An 11,566-nucleotide genomic window follows, 5' to 3' on the forward strand; every position below is an offset into this window, starting at 1 on the left:
CGATGGCGGTCGTCACGGCGGCGCTGCTGCCGGTGTTTCTGCTGATCGTGCTCGGCTTCATCCTGAAGCGGACGCTGATCCGGCCGGACACGCAGTGGCACGGGTTGGAGCGGCTGACCTATTACGTGCTGTTTCCGGTCCTGCTGGTGCAGTCGCTGGCCAGGGCCGACCTCGGACAGGTACCGGTCGCCGGCGTCGGCGGCGCACTGCTGCTTTCGGTTCTGCTGATGTCGCTACTGTGCCTGGCGCTGCGGCCGCTGCTGGCGCGCGTTTCGGTCGATGGCCCTGCCTTTACCTCGATCTTCCAGGGCGCAACCCGCTGGCAGACCTATGTCGCGCTCGCCGTCTCCGGCAATTTGTTTGGCGATCTCGGGCTGGCGCTGGCCGCCGTCGCCATGGTCGCCATCATTCCGCTGGTCAACGTGTTCAGCGTCGCGGTGCTGGCGCATTACGCGTCGCCGGAAAAGCGGTCGATCGGCTCCATCTTTCTGACCGTAGTGGCCAATCCCCTGATCTGGGCCTGCGCGATCGGGCTTGCGCTCAACCTCGCCCACGTCCCGCTCCCCAAACTATGGCACGAGGTCGCCGATGCGCTCGGGCGCTCCTCGCTCGCCATCGGCCTGTTGGTCACCGGCGCCGGCCTGCAGCTCGAAGGCATGTTCCGGCCGAGCCTTGCCGCCTCGGTCGCCGTGTTCCTCAAGCTGGTGCTGATGCCCGTCATCGCAGTGACGCTGGCGCTGAAATTCGGCCTGACCGGCTCCAGCCTTTCGATCGTGGCCGCATGTTCGGCGGTGCCGGCGTCGTCGAGCGCCTATGTGCTGGCCCGGCAGATGAACGGCGACGCGCCGCTATTGGCCCAGATCATCACGCTGCAGACCATTCTGGCGGCGGTGACGATGCCGATCGCGATTGCGCTCGCCGCCCTCCTATAGCTACGAGCCCGCCAGCCAGAACGTCTGGACCGTGGCCGCCGAATTGTTGACGCCGTGCAGGACGACGGTCAGCCACGTCGAGCCGGTGCGATAGCGGAGATAACCGAGCAACAGCCCGATCGAAAACACCTCGCCGAAAAAGAACCAGTCGTATTGCAGATGCACCGAAGTCCACGCCAGCGACGACAGGAAGATGGCGCCGACAACGCCGATGCGCGATTCCGACCAGCCGCGATAGAGAAAGCCACGCGCCAGAATCTCCTCCGAAACCGGGGCGGCGACGCAAAAGGCGATCACCAGCAGCCACACCGCGCCGTCGACCTGCGCCGATTTCAGCACCTCGCCCATGAAGCCCGGCGTCACCTCGCGCCCGAGCGCGCGCGACAACAGGTCCCAGCAACCGACCAGCACGGCCAGCGCGACCACCCCGATCATGACGTTGCGCCACGAGGTCCAGCGCAGCGCCAGATAATCGGCGAAGGGCGTGCGAGTCGGCCGGATCGCGATCCAGGCTGCGAACAGCACCGCCGGCAACCCCATGATGACCGAGAGCGAGATCGTCAGCCCGCCGCCGACGATGCGGATCGCCTCGGCGAGATCGAACGGCCCGCCCTGCCTCAGCACGAAATAGCCAATGACGGTGGCCTGGCCGACGAACATGCCGGCAAAGATGAACAGGCCCCACAGCGCCGTGCCCCAGAACTTCCAGATTCGCGGCGGCCGTTGCTGATCGGGGGTCGCCAGCGCAACAGCGGCCGGACCGGCGGGGGTAAGGGAATCCATCAGTGGGCTTTCAATGAGCTGGACGTCGCCGGGGTGGACGTCATCGCGGTGAGCCATGCTTTCCTGGACACGCCCGGTTCACGGCAGCGCCCGTTCGAGCAATCCGCGAATGTCGTCGGCCGCCAGATCGACTGCGCCGTACATGCTGGCGTGATTCCCCGCAAGGCGGGCGGCGGCAAACAGTTCAGCGGGTCGCGGCGACACTGCATTGAGCGCAGCGGCCGCGGCCAGCAGCGCCAGCCTTTCGACCGTCAGCCGCGCCACGCGCTCCGAATCGGGGTTGCGGAAGGCCTTCACGATCGAAGTCACCGCTTCCGCAGCCCCGGACAAGCCCTTCGTCTGCTGGGTCAGGTCGCGCAGCACGGCCAGCGCGGCGTCGGTCTCGCGCGACATCGCGCGCAGGACGTCGAGGCACATCACGTTGCCGGAACCCTCCCAGATCGCATTGACCGGCGCCTCCCGGTAGTGCCGCGCCAGAATGCCTTCCTCCACGTAGCCATTGCCGCCCAGGCACTCCATCGCTTCGTAGAGAAAGCCCGGCGCACTCTTGCAGACCCAGTATTTGATCGCGGGCGTCAGCAACCGCATATAGGCGGCCTCTTTCGCGTCGTCAGGCGCATGGTCAAACGACCGGCACAGCCGCATGACCAGCGCGACCACGGCCTCGACATGCAGCGCCATGTCCGACAGCACCGCCTGCATCAGCGGCTGATCGGCGAGGTGCTTCTGGAACACGCTGCGGTGCCTTGCGTGGTGCAGCGCATGCGCCAGCCCGGATCGCATCAGGCCGGCGGACGCAATTGCGCAATCCTGCCGCGTCAACTGCACCATCTGGATAATGGTCCTGATGCCCTTGCCCTCGGCGCCGACGCGCTCGGCATAGGCGCCGTGAAATTCCACCTCTGTAGACGCATTGGAACGGTTGCCGAGCTTGTCCTTGAGCCGCTGAAACCGGATCGCGTTGATCGATCCATCGGGCGCAAAGCGCGGCATGAAGAAGCAGCTCAATCCCTCCTCGGCCTGGGCCAGCACCAGAAAGGCGTCGCACATCGGCGCCGACATGAACCATTTATGGCCGGTGATCCGGAAGGCTTCGCCGTCCCTTTCCGCCCAGGTCATGTTGGAGCGCACATCGGTGCCGCCCTGCTTCTCGGTCATGCCCATGCCGAGCATCATGCCGCGCTTGGTCGGCCAAGGCGCAAAAGCCGGGTCATAGACGCGTGTCCCCAGTACCGGCATCACTTTCGCCAGCAGGTCCGGCTGCTCGGCCAGCGCCGCGACCGACGCCCGCGTCATGGTGATCGGGCAGAGATGCCCGGTCTCGACCTGCGCGGCCATGTAGAACTTCGCTGCGCGGATCACCTCGGAGGCGCCGCCTTCCGGCTTGCCCGCCGCGTTCCAGGTGGAGTTATGGAGGCCAGCCCGCGCGCTTTGCGCCATCAGCTCGTGGTAGGCGGGATGATATTCAACCTCGTCGCGGCGGTTGCCGCGCGAATCGAAGCTGCGCAGCTTCGGCGTGTTTTCGTTGGCGGCGCGGCCCTGCTCCGCCACCGCGGCCGAGCCCCAGTGCCTGCCGAACTCCGTCAGTTCGTCCGCCGCCCCGCCGCCGCCATTGGCAGCGACCGCCTCGACCAGCGGCCTGTCGAGCGCATACAGATCGACGTCGCAAAACGGCGGCGACTGGTTGAACACCTCGTGGGTCTCGAACGGCACCTGTCTCATGGCGGGTCCTGACAAGCCGAAAATCAGTTGCGTCGCGGAATCGGGAAATCATAGGCCTGGCCGCCCGCCCCCGGCAGCGAAAAATGCCACCATTCCTTCCAATAGTTTACGAATCCTCGCCGCGTCATCACCTCTACCAGTTTCTGCCGCCACCGGCGCTGGGCCGCCGTGATCGATGTCGCCTGGGTGTGCGACCTGACGTCGGAACAGTCGAAGCCGGTGCCCATGTCGACGCTGCCTTCCGGCGCGCGAATGTCGGCGTTGGCGACGCAGTCGGCGTAATCCCGGGCGGGGTCGAACGTGGCTGAGTTGTCGGCTTTCAGATCGACCAGCGTGAGGTCGAGCGCGGCGCCGGTGGAATGGCCGGAGCGTTCGGCGATGTAGCCGAGGCGAAACAGATCGACCTTGTCGAGCGCCGGGTGGTAGCGCTTCTGCGCTCGGGTTTCGTGGCCGTCGCGCGACCAGACCACGATGTCGGCGGTCGCCCGCGCCGGGCGGTAGCAATCCAGCATCTTCAGCGACAGACCCTGCGGCGCCAGCTCTTGCTGGATTTGCCGCAGCAGCACGCCGACCTCACGCTTCACCACGCATTCGGCGGCGTCATACCCCCGGAGCGGTCGCCCGACGAAGTTGTTCGAGCCCGCGTAGCGAATGTCCTGGAGGATGGTCGGGTCGATGTCACGCAGATAGACGAAGCCGGACGGCAGCTTTTGCGCCTCAGCGACTGCGCTGGCGAGACAACTTGCCAGGCAGACCGCAGCAAGCGCCATCGATGCCTTGGCGCGCCTCCTGGCACGGATCACTGCACCCGCTCCGAGCCGACCAGCAGCTTGCTGATCGCGGTATCCGTGTATTTGTTGCCGGCCCAGACGTCCTCGATGATGAACTTGACCCAGTAGGCCCGTACCGGCGTCGGCAATGTCAGAACTTCCTCGCCGAGGCCATCGCGCAGACTGAACGTCTGCGTCTCGCCTTGCGAGAACACCGCGCGCAACTGGCGCACGCGGTTGTTCTTGCGGAAGATGTCGTTGTTCTTCTGGTAGCCGTTCTGGACGTGGATGGATTTCACCAGCCGCACGGCGTCGAACTCGACCGTGATCCACTCGCCGACGCCATTGCCGTCCCTGCCCTCCACCCACGCGGTGGCGCTGGAAGCGTTGAACAGGTTCTGCGCGCCGTAGGAATTGCCGAACTGCGGCTTGAGCACCGAACTGACGCAATAGGTCTCGGCGCCGTTGCGGGCGCAGCTTTCGCCCGGCGCGCCCGGCCGCGACGTTCGCGCCGCCCGCTCCGGTTCCGGCGACGCGCTTGCAAACTTGGTCTCCGGTTGCTCGATGCGGTTGGCGCTCGACAGCCCGGCGAGGTAGATGCGGCCGCCGAGGGTCTGATCGTAATAGGCCGGCGTCTGCTCGTGCGGCGCCGGCTGGCCCTGCTCGTCGGTGGCCTGCAGCGCCAGCGCGGCGACGCGCTCGCGCACCTCGACGGCGAGGTCGCCCAGATGCAGGTCGGGGCGCTTCAACTGCTCGGCGAATACCCGCGTGAACACCGAATTGTGGGCGGCGTCGCGGCCGCCGAGCCGGTCCAGCGCGGTCTGGCCGATGCCGGCGGAATACAGCGTGAAGATGCCGCGCGCAGGACGGGCGTCGGCGAGCCCCCGCGTGTTGCCGATCGAGCGGCCGGCGGCGCGCGGGAACGGATTGTCGCGGCAGGCGTCGATCACCAGCAGCGCCACCCGGACCGACTTTGCCTGCAACTCGGCAATCAGGTCGGGCTCGGCGAGCGAGGCTCCGCGCACCCGCGCTTCCGCGCCTTCGGTGACGGCCGGCACGTCGCTCGGGACCAGGTAGTTGACGCCCGCGATCGCGACGCCATGGCCGGCAAAGAACAAGGCCGCCGTGTCGCCCGGCTGCAGCCGCGCGGTGAACTCCGCAAGCTTGTCGATCATCGCCTGGCGGCCGAGATTGGTGCCGACGATCACCTCGAAACCCAGCGATTTCAGGGTCGCCGCGATCGTGGTGGCGTCGTTGGCGGCCTTCTTCAGCTGCCGGTCGGCGGGCAGATTGGGATAGAGATCATTGCCGATGGCAAGCGCGATCCGCCGCTCGGCGGCGGCCGGCGTGGCCGCCAGGCCGGCGAGCACGAGCCATGCGACCGCCATCAGCAGCGTCCGCGAGGCGATCCGAACGGATTGAATGAAATGCCGTAGCTTTTCCATGGCCTCATGCATCTCGTGCCGATCCGCGCCATCCTAGCCTAACTCCGGGCCCGCAACACCATCCGGCGGCGTTTACCCTGTTGCCGAAGCGCTGGTGGATAAGTCCGGCCGGGGGATTTGTGACTTGCCCCGCGCGGCATCTCTGCCTATAGCTCTGGCTTTAATGACCCCTGCATCGAAATCGACCTTCGTCCTCGGACACCGGCACCTGCTGGGAATCGAGGGGCTTTCGGCTGCCGACATCACCGGCCTGCTCGACCTCTCCGAGGAGTATGTCGAGCTCAACCGCCAGGTGGACAAGAAGCGCACCAGCTTGCGCGGTCGCACCCAGGTCAACCTGTTCTTCGAGGCCTCGACCCGTACCCAATCCTCGTTCGAACTGGCCGGAAAGCGGCTCGGCGCCGACGTCATGAACATGTCGGTTTCCTCGTCCTCGATCCGCAAGGGCGAGACGCTGATCGACACCGCGATGACCCTCAACGCCATGCACCCGGACATCCTGGTGGTGCGCCACCACGCCTCCGGCGCGGTGGAACTGCTCGCCCGCAAGGTCGACGGTTCCGTGATCAACGCCGGCGACGGCAGCCATGAGCATCCGACCCAGGCGCTGCTGGACGCGCTCACCATCCGCCGCAACAAGGGCCGGCTGGAAGGGCTCGTCATCGCGATCTGCGGCGACGTGATGCACTCGCGGGTGGCGCGCTCCAATATCCTGCTGCTCAACACCATGGGCGCCCGCGTCCGCGTGGTGGCGCCCTCGACGCTGCTGCCGCGCGGCATCGAGCGGATGGGCGTCGAGGTCGCGCGCGACATGCGCGAGGGCCTCAACGGCGCCGACATCGTCATGACGCTGCGGCTGCAGCGCGAGCGCATGAACGGCTCCTTCGTACCCTCGAGCCAGGAATACTTCCATTATTTCGGCCTCGATCAGAAGAAGCTGGCCTACGCCAAACCGGATGCGCTGGTGATGCATCCGGGGCCGATGAACCGCGGCGTGGAGATCGACTCGATCGTGGCCGACGGCGCGCAGTCGCTGATCCGCGAACAGGTGGAAATGGGAGTGGCGGTGCGGATGGCGGTGCTGGAAGCGCTCGCCCGCAACCTGCCGAACGCCTGAGATGCTGACCGACCGCCGCCCCATCCTGCTTGCCAACGCCCGCATCATCGATCCCTCCAGGGATTTCGACGGCCCTGGCGACGTCCTGATCGCCGACGGCGTGATCCGTGACGCCCGGCGCGGCATCGGCGCCGCCGGCGTCCCCGAAGGCACCGACATCGTCAACTGCGCCGGCAAGATCGTCGCCCCCGGGCTGATCGACATGCGCGCCTTTGTCGGCGAGCCCGGCGCCGGCCATCGCGAAACCTTTGCCTCCGCCAGCCAGGCCGCGGCCGCCGGCGGCATCACCACCATCATCTGCCAGCCGGACACCTCGCCGGTCATCGACAATTCCGCGACGGTCGACTTCGTGCTGCGCCGCGCCCGCGACACCGCGATCGTCAACATCTACCCGATGGCGGCGCTGACCAAGGGCATGCGCGGCGAGGAGATGACCGAGATCGGACTATTGAAGGCGGCCGGCGCGGTCGCCTTCACCGATGGCGACAAGAGCGTCACCAACGCCCAAGTGATGCGCCGCGCGCTGACCTATGCGCGGGATTTCGACGCGCTCATCGTGCATCACACCGAGGACCCCGACCTCGTCGGCGAAGGCGTGATGAACGAGGGCGAATTCGCCGCCAGGCTAGGTCTCGTCGGCATTCCCAACGCCGCCGAAGCCGTGATGCTGGAGCGCGACATGCGGCTGGTGGCGCTGACCGGCGGGCGCTACCACGCCGCCTCGCTGTCGTCGATCGAGTCGCTGGAAATCCTCAAGCGCGCGCGCGACGCCGGGCTCGCCGTCTCAGCTTCGGTCTCGATCAACCACGTCACCCTGAACGAGAACGACATCGGCCCCTATCGCACCTTCCTGAAACTGTCGCCGCCGCTGCGCACCGAGGACGACCGCCTCGCGCTGGTCGCCGCCCTCGCCTCCGGCTTGATCGACGTCGTGATGTCCGACCACAATCCGCAGGATGTCGAGGTCAAGCGGCTGCCGTTCGCGGAAGCCGCTAGCGGCGCGGTCGGGCTGCAGACCATGCTGCCGGCGGCGCTACGCCTGATCCACAATGGCGAGATGGATTTCAAGACGCTGATCCGGGCGATGTCGACCAGGCCTGCGGAACTGCTCGGCCTTCCCGGCGGCTCGCTGCGCGCCGGTTCCCCGGCCGATGTGGTCGTGATCGATCCGGATACGCCATGGGTGCTCGATCCCGCCGACCTCAAATCGCAATGCAAGAACACGCCTTTCGACGAAGCCCGCTTTTCGGGCCGCGTCGCCCGTACTATCGTGGGCGGACGAACCGTCTATGAGCATGTCTAGAGCATGAACCGGAAAAGTGTGTAGCGGTTTTCCGAAAAGATCATGCTTAAGAAATAATGAGCTGGACCGGGATGACGATTCGAAGAAAAGTCATCCCGCTCTAGCGCAGGAAACAAGGCGCGGCGGGAGCAACGTTCATGATGTCGGATGCATTCCTCGCGCTGGCGTTGCCGGTCGGCTATTTGCTCGGCTCGATTCCGTTCGGGCTGGTGCTGACCAAATTCGCCGGCACCCAGGACCTGCGTTCGATCGGCTCGCGCAGCATCGGCGCCACCAACGTGCTGCGCACCGGCCACAAGGGCCTCGCCGCGGCGACCCTGATCGGCGACGCACTCAAGGGCACGCTCGCGGTGGTCCTCATGGGTTATTACGGCGGCCCGCATGCGGCGATGCTGGCGGCGCTGGGCGCGTTCCTCGGCCATCTGTTTCCGGTCTGGCTCAAATTCAACGGCGGCAAGGGTGTCGCCACCTATATCGGTGTCCTGATCGGTCTGTTCTGGCCGGCAGCCCTGATGTTCTGCCTGATCTGGCTCGCGACCGCCTTTGCCACGCGCTATTCGTCGCTCTCGGGACTGGTCGCAGCCTTTGTCACGCCGCTTTTCCTGTGGTGGTTCGGCCATCCCGCGCTGGCGTCGCTCGCAGTCGTTCTGACATTGCTGCTGTTCTGGAAGCACCGCGAGAACATCAAGCGGCTGCAGGCAGGCACCGAAGGCAAGATCGGCGCGAAGTAGCCCTATCGCCGCGCCAGCGCCTGCTCGACGAATCGCGCCGCCACCAACGCCTGCGCATCCGCGCCATACCGCGCGATCACCTGCACCCCCACCGGCAAGCCGCCGTCCGCGATCAGCGCGGGAACATTGACGCAGGGCACCCCCATCAGCGTCCACAGCCGGTTGTAACGGGCGTCGCCGGTCGAGGCCAAGCCGTGCGGCGCGGCGCCGGGCGCCGACAAGGTCAGCAGCACGTCAATGTCCTCGAACACACGTGCCAGAGCCTGTCGCGCGCGATCGGCGGTTTCCACCGCCGCGTCATAGGCCGCCGGGGTCGTGTCCCGGCTATCGTCAAGCCTGGCCCGCAACAGCGGCGCCATGGCATCGTAGTTCTCGCGGTACTCCCAGGCGAGCGCCCGGTGCGCCTCGAATTCCTGCACCACCGGCTGGGCGCGCCACGCCTCGGCGATAATCGCGGGCATGGTCAATTCGCGCAACGAGGCGCCGGCGCGCTCGGCCGCCTTTGCCGCGATCCGCAATGCCTCCGCGCCTGACGCCTCCGGCGCGCCGGCAAAATCCTGCGTCACGACGCCGATGCGCGGGGTCGCAATGGTGGACGGCAGCAGCAATTCGCCCCGCCCGGTCATCGCCGCAAGCCCGCGCGCGACGTCATCGACGCCTGATGCGAACAGGCCCACGGTATCGAGCGTCCACGAATAGCATTTCACGCCGACGGTCGGCAGCAGGCGGTACGACGGCTTGATCGCGGCGACGCCGCAGAACGAGGCCGGCCGGATCATCGAGCCGCCGGTCTGGGTGCCCAGCGCCAGCGGGACCATGCCGGCTGCAACCGCGGCCGCCGAGCCGGATGACGATCCGCCGGGCGTATGGGCCTGGTTGCGCGGATTGAGCGTCGCGGTCGGATCGACCGAGGCGAACGCCGTGGTCGTGGTCTTGCCGATGATGGTCGCGCCTGCCTGCTTTAGGAGCATCACCACGGCCGCATCGCCGCGCGGCCGGTGTCCCCGGTAGATCGGTGACCCCATCTCGGTCGGGAAATCCGCCGTGTCCATGATGTCCTTGATTCCGACCGCGATGCCGCGCAGCGGCCCCGCGCTTTGCGCCCTGGCATGGTCGGCATGGCAAACGAACGCGCCGATGGCCTCATCCTGCGCGCCGATCGCCTCCAGCGACTGCGCGATGGCGGCGTCTGCGGAAAGCTCGCCGGCATCGATACGGCGCTGGAGTTCGGCGAGCGAGATCATGGCGACGTGTTTCCTAGGGTGACGACGCAGGTTAGGGAGCGCGCCGGTATTGAGCAAGCGGAAGCGCCTTGCGCCATCAAACCGGTTGATCGCAATCTCCGGTTGGGCAAAGCTGCGCCCGCATGCATGACCGGGCGCCCAGCACTCTGCGTCTCTCCGACACCGAACGCCTCCACCGGCTGCGGCTGATCCGCAGCGACAATGTCGGCCCGCGCACCTTCAACTCGCTCATCGCCCATTTCGGCAATGCGCAAGCGGCGCTGGAACGGCTACCCGATCTGGCGCGACGTGGCGGCGCCACGCGTTCGGGGCGCATCTGCGGCGAGGACGAAGCACGCGCCGAACTCGCGGCCGCTGGCAAGATCGGCGTGGCGCTGGTAGCGCCGGGCGAAGCCGCCTATCCGCCCCGGCTGGCGACGCTGGACGATGCGCCGCCTCTGCTCGGCGTGCGGGGCGCGCCTGAGGCGCTGATGGGGCCGATGATTGCGATCGTCGGTTCCCGCAACGCCTCCGGCGCCGGGCTGAAATTCGCCGGCCAGCTGGCGCGCGACCTCGGCGAGGCCGGCTTCGTCGTCATCTCCGGGCTGGCGCGCGGCATCGATCAGTCCGCGCATCGCGCCACGATCGGCAGCGGCACGGTCGCCGTGCTGGCCGGTGGCCACGACCGGATCTATCCGGCCGAGCACGAGGATTTGCTGGCCGCCCTGCTCGAACGTGGCGGCGCGATCTCCGAAATGCCGCTCGGCCACATACCGCGCGCCCGCGACTTTCCCCGCCGCAACCGCCTGATTTCCGGCGCATCGCTCGGCGTCGTGGTGGTGGAGGCCGCGCACCGCTCCGGCTCGCTGATCACGGCACGAATGGCCGCCGAGCAGGGCCGCGAGGTTTTCGCCGTGCCGGGCTCGCCGCTCGACCCGCGCGCCGCCGGCGCCAACGATCTGATCAAACAGGGTGCAACTCTGGTCACCGAAGCCGGCGACGTCATCGATGCCGTCGCGCCGATCATGGAACGCCCGCTGGCGCTGGGAGCCGGCGAGCCCGATGGCGAGCCACTCGATTTCGAGACCGATGCGGGCGACCGCGATCGCATCATTGGCTTGCTGGGACCAAGCCCGGTCAGCCTCGACGACCTGATCCGGATGGCCGGAACCTCGCCGGCGAGCGTGCGCGCCGTCCTGCTCGAACTGGAACTTGCCGGACGCCTGGAGCGCCATGGCGGCGGGCTGGTGTCTCTGATCTAGCGGACCGCGGTCCCGGCGGCGGCGATGCCGGGACCCTCGTTGGCCACCGCATCGGTAACTGACAATATTGTATTGTAATCAAACATATACGCGTCTGTCCTCACGGGCTCCCAGGCTCTACTTGACTGGGGAACCGGATCGCTGCGCGACCGCCCAAAGGGCCCCGTTAACATCTGCCGATTTGACAGGGGCCTCCCTACCACCCATGTTCGCTGCCAACAGGCTGACCCGCGAGTCTTGCGGAACCCTCCTTCACATTTCCCTGTAAGCTATTGGAA

General features: G+C 67.0%; 10 protein-coding genes. 5 read left to right on the forward strand and 5 right to left on the reverse strand.

Annotated features, from left to right (window positions below; translation table 11 throughout):
* Positions 1–2: 2 nt before the first annotated feature.
* On the forward strand, positions 3–932 hold the full coding sequence (locus Q0D31_RS01940) for an AEC family transporter (protein WP_291843766.1): 930 nt from the start codon (positions 3–5) through the stop codon (positions 930–932).
* On the opposite strand, the gene Q0D31_RS01945 is transcribed toward Q0D31_RS01940, so the two are convergent.
* From Q0D31_RS01945 to Q0D31_RS01960, 4 genes are all read right to left on the reverse strand, one after another.
* On the reverse strand, positions 933–1,715 hold the full coding sequence (locus Q0D31_RS01945) for a CPBP family intramembrane glutamic endopeptidase (protein ID WP_291846638.1): 783 nt from the start codon (positions 1,713–1,715) through the stop codon (positions 933–935).
* Between the two features lie 78 nt (positions 1,716–1,793).
* Positions 1,794–3,437 (reverse strand): acyl-CoA dehydrogenase family protein, encoded by a 1,644-nt coding sequence (locus Q0D31_RS01950; RefSeq protein ID WP_291843774.1) that lies wholly within the window; start codon positions 3,435–3,437, stop codon positions 1,794–1,796.
* Between the two features lie 23 nt (positions 3,438–3,460).
* Positions 3,461–4,207 carry a M15 family metallopeptidase gene (locus Q0D31_RS01955; RefSeq protein WP_291846639.1) on the reverse strand — a complete coding sequence of 249 codons (747 nt, stop codon included), beginning with the start codon at positions 4,205–4,207 and terminating at the stop codon, positions 3,461–3,463.
* A gap of 29 nt (positions 4,208–4,236) precedes the next feature.
* Positions 4,237–5,652, reverse strand: a complete 1,416-nt coding sequence (locus tag Q0D31_RS01960) for a caspase family protein (protein ID WP_291843786.1) — start codon at positions 5,650–5,652, stop codon at positions 4,237–4,239.
* A 163-nt stretch (positions 5,653–5,815) separates the two neighbouring features.
* Between Q0D31_RS01960 and Q0D31_RS01965 the strand changes: the two genes are divergently transcribed.
* From Q0D31_RS01965 to plsY, 3 genes are all read left to right on the forward strand, one after another.
* Positions 5,816–6,769 carry an aspartate carbamoyltransferase catalytic subunit gene (locus Q0D31_RS01965; RefSeq protein WP_291843790.1) on the forward strand — a complete coding sequence of 318 codons (954 nt, stop codon included), beginning with the start codon at positions 5,816–5,818 and terminating at the stop codon, positions 6,767–6,769.
* A gap of 1 nt (position 6,770) precedes the next feature.
* The gene (locus tag Q0D31_RS01970; RefSeq protein ID WP_291843792.1) at positions 6,771–8,072 is read left to right on the forward strand and encodes a dihydroorotase; all 1,302 of its coding nucleotides are present in this window, start codon (positions 6,771–6,773) and stop codon (positions 8,070–8,072) included.
* Between the two features lie 137 nt (positions 8,073–8,209).
* Positions 8,210–8,803, forward strand: coding sequence for a glycerol-3-phosphate 1-O-acyltransferase PlsY (gene plsY, locus Q0D31_RS01975; protein WP_291843794.1), 594 nt, complete (start codon positions 8,210–8,212; stop codon positions 8,801–8,803).
* Positions 8,804–8,805: 2 nt separating this feature from the next.
* Here plsY and Q0D31_RS01980 read toward each other — a convergent pair whose 3' ends face one another.
* Positions 8,806–10,047: an amidase gene (locus Q0D31_RS01980; RefSeq protein ID WP_291843797.1), complete on the reverse strand. Its 1,242-nt coding sequence runs from the start codon at positions 10,045–10,047 to the stop codon at positions 8,806–8,808.
* A 122-nt stretch (positions 10,048–10,169) separates the two neighbouring features.
* Between Q0D31_RS01980 and dprA the strand changes: the two genes are divergently transcribed.
* A complete protein-coding gene (dprA, locus tag Q0D31_RS01985) occupies positions 10,170–11,288 on the forward strand; it encodes a DNA-processing protein DprA (protein WP_291843800.1) in 1,119 nt (372 codons plus the stop codon).
* Positions 11,289–11,566: the final 278 nt, after the last annotated feature.

It is taken from the genome of Bradyrhizobium sp., assembly GCF_022844465.1.
In the GTDB taxonomy this organism is placed as follows: domain Bacteria; phylum Pseudomonadota; class Alphaproteobacteria; order Rhizobiales; family Xanthobacteraceae; genus Bradyrhizobium.